This window comes from Paracoccus pantotrophus (assembly GCF_008824185.1).
GTDB lineage: Bacteria > Pseudomonadota > Alphaproteobacteria > Rhodobacterales > Rhodobacteraceae > Paracoccus > Paracoccus pantotrophus.
In genome coordinates, this window is record NZ_CP044423.1 from 986,790 (window position 1) to 1,004,950 (window position 18,161).

General features: G+C 69.0%; 18 protein-coding genes. 10 read left to right on the plus strand and 8 right to left on the minus strand.

What is annotated here, in order from left to right:
* Positions 1-84 precede the first annotated feature (84 nt).
* Positions 85-1,380 carry a DUF3422 family protein gene (locus tag ESD82_RS04745; protein ID WP_147428874.1) on the minus strand — a complete coding sequence of 432 codons (1,296 nt, stop codon included), beginning with the start codon at positions 1,378-1,380 and terminating at the stop codon, positions 85-87.
* 181 nt (positions 1,381-1,561) lie between these two features.
* On the opposite strand from ESD82_RS04745, the gene ESD82_RS04750 reads away from it, so the two are divergent.
* Positions 1,562-2,071 (plus strand): L,D-transpeptidase family protein, encoded by a 510-nt coding sequence (locus tag ESD82_RS04750; RefSeq protein ID WP_147428873.1) that lies wholly within the window; start codon positions 1,562-1,564, stop codon positions 2,069-2,071.
* A gap of 265 nt (positions 2,072-2,336) precedes the next feature.
* Positions 2,337-2,606 (plus strand): hypothetical protein, encoded by a 270-nt coding sequence (locus tag ESD82_RS04755; protein WP_024844770.1) that lies wholly within the window; start codon positions 2,337-2,339, stop codon positions 2,604-2,606.
* Positions 2,607-2,708: 102 nt separating this feature from the next.
* On the opposite strand, the gene ESD82_RS04760 is transcribed toward ESD82_RS04755, so the two are convergent.
* From ESD82_RS04760 to gmk, 3 genes are read right to left on the minus strand one after another with little or no spacing between them, the layout of a single operon-like run.
* A complete protein-coding gene (locus tag ESD82_RS04760) occupies positions 2,709-3,761 on the minus strand; it encodes an ATP-binding protein (RefSeq protein ID WP_147428872.1) in 1,053 nt (350 codons plus the stop codon).
* Positions 3,758-4,285: a gamma carbonic anhydrase family protein gene (locus ESD82_RS04765; protein WP_147428871.1), complete on the minus strand. Its 528-nt coding sequence runs from the start codon at positions 4,283-4,285 to the stop codon at positions 3,758-3,760. The genes ESD82_RS04760 and ESD82_RS04765 overlap by 4 nt, the downstream gene beginning before the upstream one ends.
* Positions 4,282-4,914, minus strand: a complete 633-nt coding sequence (gene gmk / locus ESD82_RS04770) for a guanylate kinase (protein WP_024844773.1) — start codon at positions 4,912-4,914, stop codon at positions 4,282-4,284. The genes ESD82_RS04765 and gmk overlap by 4 nt, the downstream gene beginning before the upstream one ends.
* Positions 4,915-5,098: 184 nt before the next feature.
* Here gmk and ESD82_RS04775 point away from each other — a divergent pair, with 184 nt between their 5' ends.
* Positions 5,099-5,875, plus strand: a complete 777-nt coding sequence (locus tag ESD82_RS04775) for a PAS domain-containing protein (RefSeq protein ID WP_147428870.1) — start codon at positions 5,099-5,101, stop codon at positions 5,873-5,875.
* A gap of 103 nt (positions 5,876-5,978) precedes the next feature.
* Here the strand turns inward: ESD82_RS04775 and ESD82_RS04780 are convergent, their stop codons facing one another.
* On the minus strand, positions 5,979-7,388 hold the full coding sequence (locus ESD82_RS04780; protein ID WP_036747694.1) for a class II 3-deoxy-7-phosphoheptulonate synthase: 1,410 nt from the start codon (positions 7,386-7,388) through the stop codon (positions 5,979-5,981).
* Positions 7,389-7,506: 118 nt separating this feature from the next.
* Here ESD82_RS04780 and ESD82_RS04785 point away from each other — a divergent pair, with 118 nt between their 5' ends.
* The 6 genes from ESD82_RS04785 (at position 7,507) to ESD82_RS04810 (ending at position 13,869) form a co-directional block, all read left to right on the plus strand.
* Positions 7,507-8,508: a GlxA family transcriptional regulator gene (locus ESD82_RS04785; protein ID WP_147428869.1), complete on the plus strand. Its 1,002-nt coding sequence runs from the start codon at positions 7,507-7,509 to the stop codon at positions 8,506-8,508.
* A 123-nt stretch (positions 8,509-8,631) separates the two neighbouring features.
* Positions 8,632-9,816 (plus strand): ABC transporter substrate-binding protein, encoded by a 1,185-nt coding sequence (locus tag ESD82_RS04790; RefSeq protein ID WP_024844777.1) that lies wholly within the window; start codon positions 8,632-8,634, stop codon positions 9,814-9,816.
* A gap of 104 nt (positions 9,817-9,920) precedes the next feature.
* Positions 9,921-10,799: an ABC transporter ATP-binding protein gene (locus tag ESD82_RS04795; protein WP_024844778.1), complete on the plus strand. Its 879-nt coding sequence runs from the start codon at positions 9,921-9,923 to the stop codon at positions 10,797-10,799.
* On the plus strand, positions 10,799-11,509 hold the full coding sequence (locus tag ESD82_RS04800) for an ABC transporter ATP-binding protein (RefSeq protein ID WP_024844779.1): 711 nt from the start codon (positions 10,799-10,801) through the stop codon (positions 11,507-11,509). The genes ESD82_RS04795 and ESD82_RS04800 overlap by 1 nt, the downstream gene beginning before the upstream one ends.
* A 2-nt stretch (positions 11,510-11,511) precedes the next feature.
* Complete coding sequence (locus ESD82_RS04805; RefSeq protein WP_024844780.1) at positions 11,512-12,513, plus strand: branched-chain amino acid ABC transporter permease; 1,002 nt, start codon at positions 11,512-11,514, stop codon at positions 12,511-12,513.
* Between the two features lie 15 nt (positions 12,514-12,528).
* A complete protein-coding gene (locus ESD82_RS04810; protein WP_147428868.1) occupies positions 12,529-13,869 on the plus strand; it encodes a branched-chain amino acid ABC transporter permease in 1,341 nt (446 codons plus the stop codon).
* Positions 13,870-13,950: 81 nt separating this feature from the next.
* Here the strand turns inward: ESD82_RS04810 and purN are convergent, their stop codons facing one another.
* Entirely contained in the window at positions 13,951-14,547 is a 597-nt protein-coding gene (gene purN / locus ESD82_RS04815) for a phosphoribosylglycinamide formyltransferase (protein WP_024844782.1), read from the minus strand.
* Positions 14,544-15,593, minus strand: coding sequence for a phosphoribosylformylglycinamidine cyclo-ligase (purM, locus tag ESD82_RS04820; protein WP_147428867.1), 1,050 nt, complete (start codon positions 15,591-15,593; stop codon positions 14,544-14,546). Before purM ends, purN begins: the two co-directional genes overlap by 4 nt.
* A 210-nt stretch (positions 15,594-15,803) precedes the next feature.
* Between purM and ESD82_RS04825 the strand changes: the two genes are divergently transcribed.
* Positions 15,804-17,387, plus strand: coding sequence for an SARP family transcriptional regulator (locus tag ESD82_RS04825; protein WP_231486797.1), 1,584 nt, complete (start codon positions 15,804-15,806; stop codon positions 17,385-17,387).
* Positions 17,388-17,397: 10 nt separating this feature from the next.
* Here the strand turns inward: ESD82_RS04825 and ESD82_RS04830 are convergent, their stop codons facing one another.
* On the minus strand, positions 17,398-18,114 hold the full coding sequence (locus tag ESD82_RS04830) for a pentapeptide repeat-containing protein (RefSeq protein WP_024844785.1): 717 nt from the start codon (positions 18,112-18,114) through the stop codon (positions 17,398-17,400).
* Positions 18,115-18,161: the final 47 nt, after the last annotated feature.

An 18,161-nucleotide genomic window follows, 5' to 3' on the forward strand; every position in this document is an offset into this window, starting at 1 on the left:
ACGAACGGTCCTGGGCAGGCGGGGTGGAAAGGGATGATGGTGCCTGGATCATGCGGTTGCTCCTTCCTGGCGGTTGGTTGGGGGCTAATGGCCGGCGTCATGCAGCCGGGCGCGGATGCGCCGCATCCCCAGCCAGACGCCCAGCACCGCGACGGGGGTCAGGACCGCGACCAGCACCGCCTTGTCGATATGCAGCGCATGGGCCAGCGGGTAAAGCGCATAGCCCAGAAGGCCCACCGCGTAATAGCTGATCGCCACCACCGACAGCCCTTCGACCGTGTGCTGCAGCCGCAATTGCAGGTCGGCGCGCCGGTCCATGCGCTGCATCAGTTCCTGGTTCTGGGCGCTGCGCTGGACATCGACGCGGGTGCGCAGCAATTCGCCGGCGCGCTCGCTGCGGTCCAGCATGGCCGAGAGCCGCTTCTCGGCCGATTTCGCGGTGCGCATGGCGGGCAGATAGCGCCGCGCCATGAACTCGGTCAGCATCTGCCCGCCCAGGAAGCGCGATTCGCGCAGCGAGGCGATGCGGTCCATGACGATGGCCTCATAGGCCGCATTGGCGCCGAAGCGGAAGGCATGCTGGGTCGCGGCGCTTTCCAGCCGGGTCGAGACCGACAGCAGGTCTTGCAGCACCGCGTCGGCCGGACGGCTCTCGTCGCTCATGCCCTGGACGATGTCGCTGAGCTGCGGATCCAGCGCATTGAGCTGCCAGGTCAGGTCGCGCGCACGCCCCAGGCCCAGCATCGACATGGCGCGATAGGTCTCAAGGTCCAGCAGCCGCTGCACGATGCGGCCGATCCGGCCCGGCTGCGTGTTCGGCTTGACGAAAAGCGCAAAGCGCATCCAGCCGGCCGGGTCGATGCGGAAATCGCCGGCGACCACCGCCGCTTCCTCCAGCACCCAGACCGAGGCCATGCTGTCGGCCGCGAACCATTCCGACAGGCGCGGCAGGATCTCGGCCGGGTCGTCGGGCAGGATGTCGACCTGGATCATCACCGCCGCGACGCGCTTGCCGGGCGCCTGGTGCTGCCAATCCTCGGGAAAGATCGCCCCGGCGGAAGGATCGAAGGGCCGCGGCGGCAGGCCGGGCGCAAAGGCGGCATAGGTCACGAACTCGGTATGGCTTTCCCAGCGCAGCTGGTGGCGGCCAAGCTGCGCGGTGTAATGGCCCGCGCTGGTATCGGGGCGCGGCGCGCCGTGGCGGGCGCAAAGCTGGGCCAGATGCGCGACATCCCTGCCCCGGTCGCGGTTGGCGGCGTCCCGCGGCTCCTTGATGGCCAGATACACCGCCGTGCAGGGCGCCTGGAGCCGCGGCGAGGGCCGGGCGTGCAGTTCGTTGACCAGCGCATAGCGTTGGGGGTGTTCGTCTTCGTCGTTCATGGCCGCATGATTAGCCGCTGCCGCGTTTCTCGCAACAGGAAAGCCCAGCGATTCCGAGGCGCTGGCAAATCTGCCACGGGCCGGGCACGCCGCATCAGGATTTCGTGAAGCCAGGCTGCATTGCCCGGCCGGTCGCTGGGGGGCAAAATGGCCAAAACACCGGATCGAGGGGCAGGACAGGATGACGGGCTGGCTGGGACGTATCGTCGCATTGGGGCTTTTGCTTGGGTTGGCGGCCTGCGGCCCCAGCAAGTTCAAGAGCTATTCCGGCCCGCCCGTGACGCAGGTCGTGGTCAACAAGGGCGCGCGGCAGATGCTGCTGCTGAACGGCAACACGGTGCTGAAGGCCTATCGCATCGGGCTGGGCAACGAGCCCGTCGGCCACAAGCAGTTCGAGGGCGACGGCCGCACCCCCGAAGGGCTTTACTATATCGACCGCCGCAATCCCGACAGCCGCTATCACCTGTCCGTCGGTATCTCCTATCCCAATCCGCATGACTCGATGCAGGCCGCCGAGCTGGGCCGCAGCGCGGGCAGCGACATCTTCATCCACGGCCAGGGGCCGGAGGGCCGCGCCCTCTCCAGGCAGAGACCCGACTGGACCGCCGGCTGCATCGCCGTCACCGATGCCGAGATCGAGGATGTCTATGCCATGGTGCGCGACGGCACGCCGATCCTGATCACGCCCTGAGCATCCGCCAGCCCGAAGGCCCGGCCCGAAGACGGTACCGATTCGGCCCGCCATGGCAGCGCGTGGGCCCGGTGATGCTGCCGTTTCAAGGCCGGATCCGACCGTTTCCGGACAGGATCCGGCCCCTTTCGGCCGGGGGTCGAGCCGGCCGGCCGCCATACGCGCAAAGCTTGTATGGCAGACCTGTTCAAAAGGGCATATACTCATCGGCGGCGGCAAGGATTAACAATTTACATTAAAATGTTAACTCCAAGCTTCATCCCCCATGTACCTGCCCCCCATCATCCATGACGCCCTGATCGATTCGGCCGAAACCAAGGGCTACGTGCCCGGCGCCATCGAAAGCGTCATGCGCTTCGGCCCGCATTCCCGCTGGCGCGCGGGGGTGATTGCCGATTGTTCGGCCAAGCGGTCGCAGGCCCTGGCCACGCGCTGCGCGCTGCTGATCCCGCGCAAGGGCAGGCGCACGCTCAAGCTGGCGGTGCATCCCGCGCTGCCGGCCGATGTGATAAAGTCGATGCTGAACGCGATCTGAAGACCGATGCGCCCGCCCCATGGCAATGGACGCCGCGGGAGGATGCCGGCCGGCGAACCCGCGCCGACCTTGCCGGTGCCGAAGCTCAGCTGCCCCGCCGCTTCAGATCCGGCCGATCTGTTCGGGCAGGATGACGGTGAAGCGGCTGCCCTGCCCGCGCTCGCTTTCGATGCGCAGCCGGCCGCGATGCCGGTTCACGATATGCTTGACGATGGCCAGGCCCAGCCCGGTGCCGCCCTGCTCGCGCGAGCGATGCGTGTCGACGCGATAGAACCGCTCGGTCAGCCGCGGCAGGTGCTGGGGCTCGATCCCCTCTCCCTGGTCGGCGACGCAGACCGCCCAGGCCGGGCCGCGCAGCACCGGCTCATGCGCCAGCCGCTCCAGCGTCACCGTCACCACCCCGCCGGCGCCGCCGTATTTCACCGCATTCTCGACCAGGTTGTGAAACACCTGCACCAGCTGGTCGGCATCGCCGGGCACCGGCACCTTGCCGGCCGGTGCCTGCAACTCCAGCCGCACCCCGGCAGCGGTGGCCGCGGGCGCCAGCGTCGCCACCACGCTGCGCAAGAGCCCGGCCAGGTCCAGGTTCTGCGCCGGGCGGCGGCGCTCGTCCTGCTCGACCCGGCTCAGCGACAGAAGGTCGGCCACCAGCCGGTTCATCCGCCCCGCCTCGCGCTCCATGATGTCGAGGAAACGGTCGCGCGCGGCCGGATCGTTGCGGGCCGGGCCGCGCAAGGTCTCGATGAAACCCATCAGCGCGGTCAGCGGCGTCCGCAGCTCGTGGCTGACATTGGCGACGAAATCGCGGCGCATCTGCTCGGTTTCCTCGTCGCGCGAGCGGTCCACGATCGCCACCGCCGCGCCCAGCAGCCCCGGCGCCCGCAGGGCCGTGACCGTCACCTCGCAGAACACCCGCCGGTCGGCCGCGCCCAGGGTGACGGCCAGCTGCGCCCGCTCCTGCCCGGCCAGCACGGCATCCAGCGCGGCATTCACTTCGGGATGGCGCAGCACGGTGACAAAGGGCCGCCCGCCCGGCACCGCGCCCAAAAGCGCCTCGGCCGCCTCATTGGCGCCGATGATGCGCGCATGGCTGTCCACCGCCAGCATCGCCACCGGCACGCCGCGCAGCAGGGCGTGCAGCCGCTCTTCGATCATCCGCGCGCGACCTGCGCCAGCCCCTGGCGAAAGCGGGCGGCGTTGCGGTGATAGCCCTCGGCCGATTGCAGCAGCCGCGCGCGTGCTGCCTCGTCCAGTTCGCGCACCACCTTGCCCGGCGCCCCCATGACCAGCGAGCCGGGCGGGATCACCTTGTTCTCGGCGATCAGCGCCCCGGCGCCGATCAGCGAGCCGGCGCCGATCCGCGCCCCGTTCAGGATGATCGCGCCCATGCCGATCAGCGCGCCGTCCTCGATGGTGCAGCCGTGCAGGATGGCGCGGTGGCCGATGGTGCAGTTCGCGCCGATGCTCAGCGGATAGCCGATGTCGGTATGGCAGACCGTCAGATCCTGCACGTTCGAGTTGCGGCCGACGCGGATCTCCTCGTTGTCGCCGCGCAGCACGGCGCCGAACCAGACGCTGGCGCCCGGCTCCAGCACGATCCTGCCCATCAGCTGCGCATCCGGCGCCACCCAGGCATCGTCGGCGATTTGCGGCGCGATGCCGTCCAGTTCCCAGATCATGCGCTTTCCTCCTCCATGAGCGCGCGGACGAAGGGGCCCAGCCCCACCTGCCGGGCGCGGCGCATCCGCTCGGCCCGCAGGATGGTCTTGAGCGCCTCGGCGCTGCGGTCCAGGTCATCGTTGACGATGACATAGTCGTATTCCGCCCAATGGCTGATCTCGTCGCGGCTCTTGCGCATGCGCGCGGCGATCACCTCGGGCGCGTCCTGCTGGCGCCCGACCAGCCGCCGCTCGAGTTCGCGCAGGCTGGGCGGCAGCACGAAGATCGAGATCACATGTCCGCCCAGCGACGAGGCGCGGATCTGCTGGCCGCCCTGCCAGTCCACGTCGAACAGCGTGTCGCGCCCGGCGCGCATCGCCTCTTCGACCGGGCCGCGGGGGGTGCCGTAGAAATTGCCGAAGACCTCGGCATGTTCCAGCATCTCGCCTGCGGCGACCATGGCGCGGAACTGCTCGGGGCTGCGGAAATAGTAATGCTCGCCCTCGACCTCGCCGGGGCGCGGCTTGCGTGTCGTGGCCGAGACGGAAAAGCGCAGGCCGGGATCCCAGTCCATCAGCCGCCGCGCCAGCGTCGATTTCCCCGCCCCCGAGGGCGAGGACAGGATCACCAGAAGTCCGCTGCGCTCCATCCTTCTCCGCCTTGTTCCCCGCATTCCAGCGCCGCCTGAATGGCCCCGCCCGCCAGCAGGGTCAAGCCCGCACCGCGGGGCGACCTCTTAACCAGCGGTAAAGAATTCGCTCGGCAGCCGGAAGGGAAAGGTCTAGATTTGCGGCAAGGGCTGGTTTCGTGGGTGACAGGTAAGGCCGGGACGGATGGCGAACGACCACGGAGAGGACGGGGATTCCCCGCACGGAGCCGATTCGCCTCGGCCTCGGCCCGGCAAGCTGCTGCATCTGGCCGATTACGAACCCGTCCAGCTCGAGCGCATCTTGGGCGAATTGCGCGGCTACTGGGAAGGGCTACGCCATGGCCGCGCCATTCCCGACCGCGCCGATGTCGAGCCGCGCGGCATCCGCCGTTCGCTGGACTATGCCTTCATCCTGGAACGCATCGCGCCGGGTGCTGCCCGGTTCCGCTTGGCCGGGCGGCATCTTGTCGACCTGATGGGGATGGAGGTGCGGGGCATGCCGCTTTGCGCGTTTTTGCACACCAGTTCGCGGGGCCGGCTGTCGGACGTGCTGGAAAGCGTGTTCCGCGCCCCGCAGATCGCCGAGATCGCGCTGGCCTCGCCCGCCGGCTATGGCCGCCCGGCGCTAGAAGGGCGAATGCTGCTCTTGCCGCTGCGCTCGGACCTGGGGGACGTGACCCGGGCGCTTGGCTGCCTGGTCGCCGAGGGCCGGATCGGCGCGGCGCCGCGCCGCTTCGACCTGCTTTCGGACATTGTCTCCCCGGTCATTCCGGGCGCCAGGGTGCTGGAGCCCTCGCCCTCGCGGCCGGGATTTGCCGAACCGGCACCGCGCTGGAACGGCGCGCCGCCCGCCGATGCCGGCGCCCCCCTGCCCCGCGATGCCAGCCCCGAGGAACGCCGCGCGCGTTTCCGCCTGATCCGCAACGACAAGCCGCCAAGGCGGCCCGGCCCCCGTCCCTGATTCCCGGCCTGATCCCCGGATCGGGCATGGGCCGGCCCATGCGCGCATGAAAAAGGCGGCAGAGCCAAGGCCCGCCGCCCTTTTTTCCGATCATCGCCGGGGATCAGCCGGCCTTGGCCTGCTTGCTCGTGCCATTGATGCGGCGGTTGCGCAGTTCCTCGGCCACCAGGAAGGCCAGTTCCAGCGACTGGCTGGCGTTCAGCCGCGGATCGCAGGCGGTGTGATAGCGGTTCGACAGATCCTCGTCCGTGACCGCGCGCACGCCGCCGATGCATTCGGTGACATCCTGGCCGGTCATCTCGAAATGCACGCCGCCGGGGATGGTGCCCTCGGCGCGATGGACGGCGAAGAACTCGCGCACCTCGCGCAGCACCGAATCGAAGGGCCGGGTCTTGTAGCCCGAGGCCGACTTGATGGTGTTGCCATGCATCGGGTCGCAGGACCAGACGACGTTGGCGCCTTCCTCGCGCACCGCCTTGATCAGCCGCGGCAGGTGGTCGCCGACCGTGCCGGCGCCGAAGCGGGCGATCAGCGTCAGCCGGCCCGGCTCGTTTTCCGGGTTCAGCCGGGCAATCAGCGCCTTGAGGTCGCCCTCGCTGATCGAGGGGCCGCATTTCAGCCCGATCGGGTTCTGCACGCCGCGGCAGAATTCGACATGGGCGCCGTCGACCTGGCGGGTGCGATCGCCGATCCAGATCATGTGGCCCGAACCGGCGACCGGCAGGCCGGTGGTGGAATCGATCCGCGCCAGCGCCTCTTCGTATTCCAGCAGCAGGGCCTCGTGGCTGGTGTAGAAATCCACCTGGCCCAGCTCATGCGCGGTTTCCGAGGTCACGCCCGCCGCAGCCATGAAGGCCATGGCGTCGCTGATCCGGTCGGCGATATCGCGATAGCGCGCCGCTTCCTCGCCGCCGGTGAAATCGCTGATCCAGCTTTGCACCCGGTGGATGTCGGCATAGCCGCCGGTCGAGAAGGCGCGCAGCAGGTTCAGCGAGGCCGCGGCCTGGGTATAGGCCGCCAGCATGCGCTGCGGATCGGGAATGCGCGCCTCGGGGGTGAAGTCGAAGCCGTTGATGATGTCGCCGCGATAGCTGGGCAGCTCCTGCTCGCCCATCTTCTCGGTCGGGGCCGAGCGCGGCTTGGCGAACTGGCCCGCCATGCGGCCGACCTTGACCACCGGCAGCTGCGCGCCCCAGGTCAGAACCACGGCCATTTGCAGCATGACCTTGAAGGTGTCGCGAATGTTGTCGGCCGAAAATTCGGCAAAGCTTTCGGCGCAGTCGCCGCCCTGCAGCAGGAAGGCGCGGCCGGCCGCCACCTCGCCCAGCGAGGCTTTCAGCCGCCGCGCCTCGCCGGCAAAGACCAGCGGCGGGTATTTGGCCAGTTGCGCCTCGACGGCGGCGACGGCGGGCTGATCGGGATAGTCGGGCATCTGGACGCGCGGATAGGCGCGCCAGCCACGCTTGTCCCATGCCTTTGCCGGGGTCGCGGAACTGGAATTCGTCGGTGCCATGATCCTATCCTTCATGCATGCGCTGCCTGCCATATAGAGGGTGCAGGACCAAAGGAAAAGCCTTGCGCGCGGCGCGATTGCCTGCTGATCTGCCGCGAATTCCAGATGCGCGACCGACATGCCAGAGCTCGATCCAGCAGCCCCCCCCGTTCCTGGGCCCGATCCGGCCCCCGCGCTGCGCTATGTCTTCCTGTTGCTGGACCGTTTCACCATGGTCTCTTTCGCCGCCGCCATCGAGCCCTTGCGGCTGGCCAACCGGCTTTCCGGCCAGCCGCTTTACGAATGGCGGCTGATCGGGGAACAGGGCGAGACCGCGCTTTGCTCGAACGGGACGCGCATCCTGCTGGACGGCCCGCTCTCCGAGACCCGGCGCGGCGACACGGTGCTGGTCTGCGGCGGGCTGGACGTGGCGCGGGCGGCGACGCGGCCGGTGCTGGCCTGGCTCAGGCGCGAGGCGCGGCGCGGCACCCGCATCGGCGCGCTTTGCACCGGCGCCTGGGTGCTGGCCGAGGCCGGGCTTCTGGACGGTCGCCGTGCCACGATCCATTGGGAGAACCAGGACGGGTTCGCCGAGAAATTCCCCGATGTCACCCTGATCCGCACCGTCTTCGTCGAGGACGGCAACCGGCTGACCGCCGCCGGGGGCACCGCCGCCATCGACCTGATGCTGCGCCAGATCGCCCGCGACCACGGCGCGGAACTGGCCAATCGCGTGGCCGATCAGATGATCCACACCGCCATCCGCTCGGAGGAGGACCAGCAGCGCCTGTCCAGCCCGGCCCGGATCGGCGCGCGCCACCCCCGGCTGGCGCAGGTGCTGGCCCGGATGGAGGCCAATATCGAGGATCCCGTCAGCCCGGCCCGCCTGGCGGCCGAGGCGGGCCTGTCGCCGCGCCAGCTGGAACGGCTGTTCGCGCGCCATCTGGGCCGCTCGCCCAAGCGGCACTACATGGAACTGCGGCTGGAACGGGCGCGCCACCTGCTGCTGCAGACCCCGATGAGCGTGATGGAGATCGCCCTGGCCTGCGGCTTCGCCTCGGCGGCGCATTTCTCGAAATGCTATCGCGCGACCTATGGCTGTACCCCCTATCGCGAACGCGGCGCGGCCGGCGCGGGCTAGACGAACTTCCGCTGCGGCAAGTGCCGGATCTGCCGCTTTGTCCAGTCGCCAACATGCTTTTCTTTTCATTCGCGCGCTTATAACCTGTCAGACAGGACAATGTTCCACTCAGGGAGACGACTGATGAAAAAGCTTCTTCTGGCCAGCGCCGCCGGAGCCTTGCTTGCCGGTGCCGCCGGCGCCGAGGAAATCAAGATGGGCATTTCGCTGGGCCTGACCGGGCCCTTGGAATCGATCTCGCCGGCAATGCAGAAAGGCGCGGAACTGGCGATGAAGGAGGTCTCGGACAGCGGCAAGCTGCTGGACGGCTCGACCGTGACCCCGGTGGTCGCGGACAATACCTGCACCGACGCGGCCGCCTCGGTTGCGGCCGTCACCCGCCTGGTGACCGCCGACGGCGTCAAGGGCGTGATGGGCGGCATGTGCTCGGGCGAAACCATCGCCTCGCTCGAACAGGTCGGCGTGCCGCAGGGCGTGGTGATGATCTCGCCCTCGGCGACCTCGCCGGCGCTTTCGACCATCGACGACAAGGGCTTCTTCTTCCGCACCTCGCCCTCGGACGCGCGCCAGGGCGAAGTCATGGCCGATATCGTGCTGGAGCGCGGCATCAACAGCGTCGCCGTCACCTATACCAACAACGATTACGGCAAGGGCCTGGCCGACAGCTTCGCCGATGCCTACAAGGCCAAGGGCGGCACCGTGACCGTGGTCTCGGCCCATGACGACGGCAAGGCCGACTATTCGGCCGAAGTCGCGGCGCTTGCCGCCGCCGGCGGCGATGCGCTGGTCGTGGCGGGCTATGCCGACCAGGGCGGTTCGGGCGTCATCCAGGGCTCGCTCGACACCGGCGCCTTCGATACCTTCGTGCTGCCCGACGGCATGGTGAACAACGTGCTGGTCGAGAAGTTCGGCACCCAGCTGGAAACCTCGTTCGGCCAGAACCCCTCGGCCGAAGGCGAAGGGCAGGAAAAATTCGACGCGCTCGCCAAGGAAGCCGGCTTCGACGGCACCTCGGCCTATGCCGGCGAATCCTATGACGCCGCCGCGCTGATGCTGCTGGCCATGCAGGCCGCCCAGTCCTCGGACCCCAAGGTCTACAAGGACAAGGTGATGGAAGTCGCCAACGAGCCGGGCGAGAAGATCTATCCCGGCGAACTGGCCAAGGGGCTGGAACTGCTCGCGGCGGGCCAGGACATCGACTATGTCGGCGCCACCTCGGTCGAACTGATCGAGCCGGGCGAAAGCGCCGGCGTCTATCGCGAGGTCGACTTCAAGGGCGGCAAGCTGAACGTCGTAGGCTATCGCTAAGACACGCAGGTCGCGGAAAGGGTCCGGTCTCCGGACCCTTTTCACAATCAAGAACAATCCCGTAAGGGAAATTCTTCATGCAACGCATGAAGGTGGGGAGCACTATGATCCAGGTCCACGACCTGCATAAGCATTTCGGAGGCTTCCGCGCCGTCGATGGCGCCAGCCTGATGATCGAGACGGGCTCGATCACCGGATTGATCGGCCCGAATGGCGCCGGAAAATCCACTCTTTTCAACGTGATCGCCGGGGTTTTGAAACCGACCGCCGGCCGCGTGACCATGGCGGGCGAGGACATCACCGGCCTGCCGCCGCACGAGCTGTTCCACAAGGGGCTGCTGCGCACCTTCCAGCTGGCGCACGAGTTTTCCTCGATGACGGTACGCGAGAACCTGATGATGGTGCCCGGCAGCCAATGCGGCGAGACGCTGGTCAATACCTGGTTCCGCCGCGGCCGCATCCGCGAGGAGGAACGCGCGCTTCGCAAGAAGGCCGATGAAGTGCTTGAGTTCCTGACCATTTCCCATCTCGCCGACGAAAAGGCCGGCAACCTGTCCGGCGGGCAGAAGAAGCTGCTGGAACTGGGCCGCACCATGATGGTGGATGCCAAGATCGTCTTCCTGGACGAGGTCGGCGCCGGGGTGAACCGTACGCTGCTGGGCACCATCGGCGATGCCATCGTGCGGCTGAACAAGGAGCGCGGCTATACCTTCTGCGTGATCGAGCATGACATGGATTTCATCGGCCGGCTTTGCGACCCGGTGATCGTCATGGCGGCGGGCCAGGTGCTGGCCGAGGGCTCGGCCGACAGCATCATGAAGAACGAGGCGGTGATCGAGGCCTATCTGGGCACCGGCCTGAAGAACAAGGTCGCGGCCGAAGTGGCCGAGGAGGCCGCCTTCGGCGAAAGCCACGGCGCCCAGCCCGGCCTTGGCGCCGAGGCCGGCCGCGGCGGCGACGGCAAGCCAGCGGGGGAGATGTGATGGCAGAGCCCTATCTTTCCGCCACCGCCATGCGCGGCGGCTATGGCAAGGCCGACATCCTGAACGGCTGCACGCTTACCGTGGACAAGGGGCAGATCGCGGTGATCGTCGGCCCGAACGGCGCCGGCAAATCCACCGCAATGAAAGCCGTCTTCGGCATGCTGCACCTGCGCGAGGGCCAGGTCACGCTGGCCGGCGAGGACATCACCCATCTGACGCCGCAGGAGCGGGTGCGCAAGGGCATGGGCTTCGTGCCGCAGACCCACAACATCTTCCCGACCATGACGGTCGAGGAGAACCTGGAAATGGGCGCCTTCATCCGCGAGGATGATTACCGCGACACCATGGCCCAGGTCTATGAGCTGTTCCCCGCCGTGGCCGACAAGCGCAAGCAGAACGCGGGCGAGCTGTCGGGCGGCCAGCGCCAGCAGGTCGCCGTCGGCCGGGCGCTGATGACCAAGCCCAGCCTCTTGATGCTGGACGAGCCGACGGCGGGCGTCAGCCCCATCGTCATGGACGAACTGTTCGACCGTATCATCGAGGTCGCCCGCACCGGCATTTCCATCCTGATGGTCGAGCAGAACGCCCGGCAGGCGCTGGAGATCGCCGATATCGGCTATGTGCTGGTGCAGGGCGCCAACCGTTACACCGACAGCGGGCAGGCGCTTCTGGCCGATCCCGAGGTCCGCCGCACCTTCCTGGGGGGCTGAAGATGGACATGCTGAACGCCCTCGTGGCCATCCTGAACTTCGTGGTGATCCCCGCCGCCTCCTATGGCGCGCAGCTGGCGCTCGGCGCGCTGGGGGTGACGCTGATCTACGGCATCCTGCGCTTTTCCAACTTCGCCCATGGCGACACCATGGCCTTCGGCGCCGCGCTGGTGATCCTGATCACCTGGGGGCTGCAATCCATCGGCATCGGCCTGGGCCCGTTGCCGACCGCGCTGATCGCCCTGCCCGTCGGCATCGCGCTGACCGCAGTGTTCATCCTGGGCACCGACCGTGCGGTCTATCGCTTCTATCGCAGCAAGCGCTCGGCCCCGATCATCCTGGTCATGGCCTCGGTCGGGGTCATGTTCATCATGAACGGGCTGACCCGTCTGATCATCGGCGTGGACGAGATCCGCTTCGACGACGGCGCGCGCTTCCTGGTCAGCGTGCAGCAGTTCCGCGCCTGGACCGGGCTTTCCGAGGGGCTGTCGCTGCGCGTCAGCCAGGTGCTGACGCTGGTGGTGACGGCGCTGGCCTGCTGGGCGCTGTTCCGCTTCCTGAACCGCTCGCGCGCCGGCAAGGCGATGCGCGCCTATTCCGACAACGAGGATCTGGCGCTGCTTTCCGGCATCGATCCCGAGCGGGTGGTGCGCCTGACCTGGATCATCGCCACGGCGCTCGCCGTGACGGCGGGCACGCTTTACGGCCTAGACAAGTCCTTCAAGGTCTTCAACTATTTCCAGATCCTGCTGCCGATCTTTGCCGCCGCCATCGTGGGGGGGCTCGGCAATCCGCTGGGTGCGGTGGCCGGCGGCTTCATCGTCGCCTTCTCGGAGGTCGCCGTCACCTATCCCTGGCGCAAGATCGCCACCTATCTGGGCTTCGAGCCCCAGGGGCTGCTGCAACTGCTGTCCACCGAATACAAGTTCGCGGTCAGCTTCGTGATCCTGATCGTGGTCCTGCTGTTCCGGCCGACCGGCCTGTTCCGCGGCAAATCCGTCTGAGGAGGGCGTTTATCCATGTCGAATACACGTCAAGCCGAAGCGGTCAGCCCCTGGCGCGCGCCGGTGCTGTTCCTGATCCTGGCCGCGCTGTTCCTGGCCGAGGGCAGCTTTCGCAACGCGCTGTTCTCGGGCAGCTGGAACACAGCGCTGGCCATCCTGAACATGGGGCTGATCTCGGCCGTCATGGCGCTGGGTGTGAACATGCAATGGGGCTATGCGGGGCTGTTCAACGCCGGTGTCGTGGGCTTTTTGGCGCTTGGCGGGCTGGCGCCGGTGCTGGTCTCGACCGCGCCGGTGCAGGGCGCCTGGGCCGCGGGCGGGCCGCGGCTGATCCTGGCCCTGCTGGTGGGGCTGGGAACGCTGGTGCTGGCGGCGCAGGCCTGGAAGCGGGTCTCGGGGCTGATGCGGGTGCCGGCGCTGATCGTGGTGCTGGTGCTGGGCTTCGTGCTTTACCGCTGGCTGTTCGATCCGGCGGTGATGGCGATCGAGGCGAACAATTCCGCCCGCGCCGGCAATATCGGCGGGTTGGGCTGGCCGGTGCTGATGTCCTGGCCGGTCGGCGCGCTGTTCGCCGCCGCGGCCGCCTGGGGCGTGGGCAAGGTGGCGCTGGGGCTGCGCTCGGACTATCTGGCCATCGCCACGCTGGGCATCGGCGAGATCATCGTCGCGGTGATGCGCAACGAGGAATGGCTGTCGCGCGGGGTCAAGAACGTCTCGGGCATCCCGCGCCCGGTGCCCTATGAGCTGGACTTGCAGAACAGTCCCGATTTCGTGGCCCGCGCGGCCGAATGGGGGCTGAGCCCGGCCGTCGCCTCGGGGATCTGGGTCAAGCTGCTTTACGCGGGCCTGTTCGGCATCGTGCTGCTGGGGCTGATCCTGCTGGCAGAACTGGCGCTGAAATCGCCCTGGGGCCGGATGATGCGCGCCATCCGCGACAACGAGACCGCCGCCGAGGCCATGGGCAAGGACGTCACCCGCCGGCATTTGCAGATCTTCGTCATCGGCAGCGCGGTGATCGGCCTGGCCGGCGCGATGATGGTGACGCTGGACGGGCTCTTGTCGCCGAACAGCTTCAACCCCCTGCGCTATACCTTCCTGATCTGGGTGATGGTGATCGTCGGCGGCTCGGGCAACAACTGGGGCGCGGCGCTGGGAGCGATCCTGGTCTGGTTCCTGTGGATCAAGGCCGAGGTCTGGGGCCCCGAGCTGATGCGGCTGGTCACCGGGCCGCTGCCTGCGGGCGCCCTGCGCGACCACCTGCTGGGCAGCGCCCCGCATATGCGCTTCATCGCGCTGGGGGTGGTGCTGCTGCTGGTGTTGCGCTTTGCGCCACGGGGGCTGGTGCCCGAGAAATAGCGCGGCGCGGCCGCGGGGGCTTTGCCCCCGCACCCCCAGGGTATTTGGAAAACGGAGAAAGGCGCGGGCCTGCGCCTTTTTTCACGCTGCGGTGAGGGTGATCGGCGTCCGGTTGCCCTGCGCGAAGCGGCGCAGCACCGCGGGATAGAGCCGGTGTTCCTGGACCAGGACGCGGGCGGCCAGCGTCTCGGCCGTGTCGCCGGGCAGGACCGGCACCCGCGCCTGACCGAGGATCGGGCCGGCGTCGAGTTCGGGCGTGACCAGGTGGACGGTGGCGCCGGCCTCGGCATCGCCGGCATCGATGGCGCGCTGATGCGTATGCAGGCCGGGATATTTCGGCAGAAGCGAGGGGTGGATGTTCAGCATCCGGCCCTGGAAGCGCCGAACGAAATCCGGGGTGAGGATGCGCATGAAACCGGCGAGGCAAAGGATGTCGGGCTGCGCGGCCAGCAAGGGTTCCAGCAGCGCCGCCTCGAATGCGGCACGGTCGCCGCCGAAGGCGCGGTGGTCGATGGCGAACCTCGGCACGCCCATGGCCTCGGCCCGGGCGAGCCCGGCCGCCTGCGGGTCGTTCGAGCCGACGACGACCGGGCGGGCCGGGTGGCTGCCGGTCATCGATTCGACCAGCTTGACCATGTTCGAGCCGCCGCCCGAGATCAGGATGGCGACGCGCTTCACCGCAGCCGGCCGGAGTAGCGCACGCCCGCGCCGGGCCGGACATGGCCCAGGCGGACCACCGTTTCGCCCTCGGCCTTCAGCAGCGCCTCGAGCTCGGCGGCGCGCTCGGCAGCCACGGCCAGGATCATGCCGATGCCGCAATTGAAGGTCTTGAGCATCTCGGGCTCGGCGATCTCGCCCGCCTGGGCCAGCCAGTCGAAGACCGGCGGCAGGCTGAAGCTGTCGAGATCGACCTCGGCCCCCAGCCCCTGGGGCAGGACGCGCGGCAGGTTCTCGGTGATGCCGCCGCCGGTGATATGGGCCGCCGCATGCACGCCCCCGGCACGGATCGTGGCCAGGACGGGACGCACGTAAAGCCGGGTCGGAACCAGCAGCGCCTGGCCCAGCGTGCCCATGCCGAAGGGCGAAGGCGCGTTCCACTCCAGACCGGCATGGTCGGCCACCCGCCGCACCAGCGAGAAGCCGTTGGAATGCACCCCGTCCGAGGCGAGGCCCAAGAGAACGTCGCCATCCGCGACGCCTGCCGGCAAGGCAGTGCCGCGCTCCATCGCGCCGACGGCAAAGCCGGCGAGGTCGAAATCGCCGCGCGCATACATGCCCGGCATCTCGGCCGTCTCACCGCCGATCAGCGCGCAGCCCGAGCGGCGGCAGCCCTCGGCGATGCCGTTGACCACCCGCGCCGCCTCGTCGACCGACAGCTTGCCGGTGGCGAAATAGTCCAGGAAGAACAGCGGCTCGGCACCCTGGCAGACCAGGTCGTTCACGCACATCGCCACCAGGTCGATGCCCAGCCCGTCCAGCTCGCCCGTGTCGATGCCGATGCGCAGCTTGGTGCCGACCCCGTCGGTCGCGGCCACCAGCACCGGATCCTGGTAGCCGGCAGCACGCGGATCGAACAGCGCGCCGAAGCCGCCCAGCCCCTCCATCACGCCGGGGCGGCGGGTGGCGGCGGCGGCGGGCTTGATCCGCTCGACCAGTGCATTGCCCGCGTCGATATCCACTCCGGCCTCGGCATAGGACAGGCCGCTCTTGCGCTGCTCGGTCATCTTCGGGATCCCCTTTGCTTTGACGCCCCGATAGCGCAGGCGGGCCGCGCAGGCAATGTGCCCGCTGCGACCGGGAGCGGATTTGCCGCCGCTGCCGCCGATGCCATGCCGCGCGGCGGCTGTTGTCGGTGCCGGCCGCAGCGCATTATGATCAATATGCGACCATAACGAAGCCATGCGGCGAATCAAATGCCTGCCACGCTGAGTCTGATGGGATCCGTGCGCCTGCGCGGCGCCGATGGGGCGGATCTGACCCCCCGCAGCCAGAAGGCTCGTGGCGCGCTGGCGCTTTTGGGCACGGCACCGGACCTGCGCCTCAGCCGGGCGCGGTTGCAGGATCTGCTGTGGAGCGAGCGGGCCCGGCAGCGCGGCTCTGACAGCCTGCGGCAGATGCTGCGCGAATTGCGCGCCTCGCTGGGCGCCGAGAAGGGGCTTTTGCTGACCGGCGTCGGCTGGGTGGGGCTGGATCCCGAGCGGCTGCGCATCGACCTGACCCCGGTCTATGATGCCGGCGGCGCGCCGATCGAATTCGCCGCCGACATCGACGTACCCGACCCGGAATTCGAGACCTGGCTGCGCGACATGCGCCTGCGGCTGACGCCGGATTGCGACGGGCCCAGCATCCTGCAACGGCCCGCGCCGCCCCCACCTCCACCCCCGTCTCCCGCCGAGCCCCGCTGCGCCGCCGAGCCGGCCGCCGGCGATTACGTCGTGGCCCTGCAGCCGGTCGAAAGCAATGACGGCCGCGCCCATGTCATCGGCGAGATGATCCTGAACGAAGCCGCGGCCCGCGCTTGCGAGATGATCCCGGCGGTGCTGGATGACCGGCCCGACATGCGGGCGCCGAAGGCCGGCATCCAGATCAGCGCCATCTGCTATGCCGCGGGGACCGACTGCTCGCTGATGGTGGTGATGCGCGACCTTGCCACCGGCGCGCGCGGCTGGACGCGGCGCTTCACCATCCGCGCCGCCAACGAGACCGCGACCATGCGTCATGCGGTGGCGCAGATCGCGGTGGCCCTGCTCGACCGGGCGCGGCGGACCGCACCGCCGGCGCAGGGGCTGACCTTCCCGGTCTGGGACGTGTTCAGCTATTCCCGCGACCGCCTGGAATCGGCCGACCGCATCCTTGCCTCGCTGCCGCGGGAACGGCAGAGCGGCGTCGCCCTGGCGCTGCGCTCCTATCTGCGCAACACGCTGATCAGCGAGCGGCTGACCGAGGATCCGGCGCGCTGTTCGGACGAGGCCGAGGCCTTTGCGCGACAGGCGCGCGACCTGGCGCCCGCCAACCCCTCGGTGCTGGCGGTGGCTTCGCTTTCCGCCTCGTGGCGGCGGGATGCGGTGGGGGCGCTGGAACTGGCGCAGGCCGCCTGCCGCAACGATCCCGACAACGAGCTGGCCTGCCATGCGCTGTCGCAGGCGCTGACCGATGTCGGCCGCGATCTCGAGGCGCTGGAGGCGACCGAGCGCGGCGCCCGCGGCGCCCTGGCCGAACTGGGCCCGGCCTCGTGGCTGATGCGCCGGGCCGTGGTGCAGCTGCGGCTGGACCGGCTGGGCGATGCCGAGAACTCGGCCGCGGCCGCCTTTGCCTTTGCCCCGGACAACCGGCCCTCGCTGCGCTTCCTGGCGGCGCTGCGCTATCATCGCGGCGACATGGCGGGCGCCGCCGACGCGCTGCGCCACCTGCGCCGGATCGAGCCGGATTTCTCGCTGGAGCTGATGGCCGAACCGGATTACCCGGTCGCGCCGCTGCGCATGGCCAGGCTGATGGGGATCACCCGCTCGGGGCTGTAGGGCACGGATTTCAGGGCGAGACCAGCACCTCGACCGCGATGGGCGCCCCGCCCCGGCCCAGATCCAGTACCAGCCGGGCCCGGCCGGGGGCGATGGCGGAAAATGCCAGGACCAGCGGCGGACCCGCATCCGGCCGCGGCCGTTCGGGACCGGCAAGGATCGGGGCGCCTTGCAGCCGGGCCAGGCGGGGATCGCGCGCCGCCGCCTCGGACAGGCTGTTCAAATGCATCTCCAGCCGGTCGCCGCAGCGCAGGGCCACGGGGCCCGAGAGGTGATCCTCGTGCAGCACGCAGGTCATGGGCCGTTGCCGCAACGGATAGCGCAGCGGCGGCGCGCCCATCGCCATCGCCCGCTGCATGCTGTCGAGCCAGGCGCCGCGCAGCCGCGCCGCGGTCAGGTCTGCCCGGTCCAGCCGCGCCCCGGTCAGGTCGGCACGCTCCAGCACCGCGCCGCGCAGGTCGGCATCGGACAGGTCCGCCAGCCCCAGGCTGGCCCGCGACAGGTTGGCGTTGCGAAACCGCGCCCGCGCCGCGCGGGCCGACCACAGGCTTGCATCCGACAGCTGCGCGTCGGTCAGGTCGGCCTCGGTCAGGTCGGCATAGGACAGGTCGGCCCCCACCAGCGTCATGCCCGACAGATCCAGCCCGGCCAGGTCGGACCCGGCCAGGTGCAGGCGTCCCATCGTCGCGATGCGCCGGACGATCTCGGCGCGGGTATATTCCGCCATGCTCCCTCTCTCGGACAGTCCTCGCCAAGAGTGTGCGGCCAGTCAAG

Excerpts from the sequence above, each read along its gene's own strand:
- purM (WP_147428867.1), bottom strand. The coding sequence starts at position 15,593 with ATGACCGAGCAGCGCAAGAGCGGCCTGTCCTATGCCGAGGCCGGAGTG.
- ESD82_RS04825 (WP_231486797.1), top strand. The coding sequence starts at position 15,804 with ATGGGATCCGTGCGCCTGCGCGGCGCCGATGGGGCGGATCTGACCCCC.
- ESD82_RS04775 (WP_147428870.1), top strand. The coding sequence starts at position 5,099 with ATGGCGAACGACCACGGAGAGGACGGGGATTCCCCGCACGGAGCCGAT.
- ESD82_RS04785 (WP_147428869.1), top strand. The coding sequence starts at position 7,507 with ATGCCAGAGCTCGATCCAGCAGCCCCCCCCGTTCCTGGGCCCGATCCG.
- ESD82_RS04805 (WP_024844780.1), top strand. The coding sequence starts at position 11,512 with ATGGACATGCTGAACGCCCTCGTGGCCATCCTGAACTTCGTGGTGATC.
- ESD82_RS04755 (WP_024844770.1), top strand. The coding sequence starts at position 2,337 with ATGTACCTGCCCCCCATCATCCATGACGCCCTGATCGATTCGGCCGAA.
- ESD82_RS04790 (WP_024844777.1), top strand. The coding sequence starts at position 8,632 with ATGAAAAAGCTTCTTCTGGCCAGCGCCGCCGGAGCCTTGCTTGCCGGT.
- ESD82_RS04750 (WP_147428873.1), top strand. The coding sequence starts at position 1,562 with ATGACGGGCTGGCTGGGACGTATCGTCGCATTGGGGCTTTTGCTTGGG.
- gmk (WP_024844773.1), bottom strand. The coding sequence starts at position 4,914 with ATGGAGCGCAGCGGACTTCTGGTGATCCTGTCCTCGCCCTCGGGGGCG.
- ESD82_RS04795 (WP_024844778.1), top strand. The coding sequence starts at position 9,921 with ATGATCCAGGTCCACGACCTGCATAAGCATTTCGGAGGCTTCCGCGCC.
- ESD82_RS04810 (WP_147428868.1), top strand. The coding sequence starts at position 12,529 with ATGTCGAATACACGTCAAGCCGAAGCGGTCAGCCCCTGGCGCGCGCCG.
- ESD82_RS04745 (WP_147428874.1), bottom strand. The coding sequence starts at position 1,380 with ATGAACGACGAAGACGAACACCCCCAACGCTATGCGCTGGTCAACGAA.
- ESD82_RS04760 (WP_147428872.1), bottom strand. The coding sequence starts at position 3,761 with ATGATCGAAGAGCGGCTGCACGCCCTGCTGCGCGGCGTGCCGGTGGCG.
- ESD82_RS04800 (WP_024844779.1), top strand. The coding sequence starts at position 10,799 with ATGGCAGAGCCCTATCTTTCCGCCACCGCCATGCGCGGCGGCTATGGC.
- ESD82_RS04830 (WP_024844785.1), bottom strand. The coding sequence starts at position 18,114 with ATGGCGGAATATACCCGCGCCGAGATCGTCCGGCGCATCGCGACGATG.
- ESD82_RS04780 (WP_036747694.1), bottom strand. The coding sequence starts at position 7,388 with ATGGCACCGACGAATTCCAGTTCCGCGACCCCGGCAAAGGCATGGGAC.
- ESD82_RS04765 (WP_147428871.1), bottom strand. The coding sequence starts at position 4,285 with ATGATCTGGGAACTGGACGGCATCGCGCCGCAAATCGCCGACGATGCC.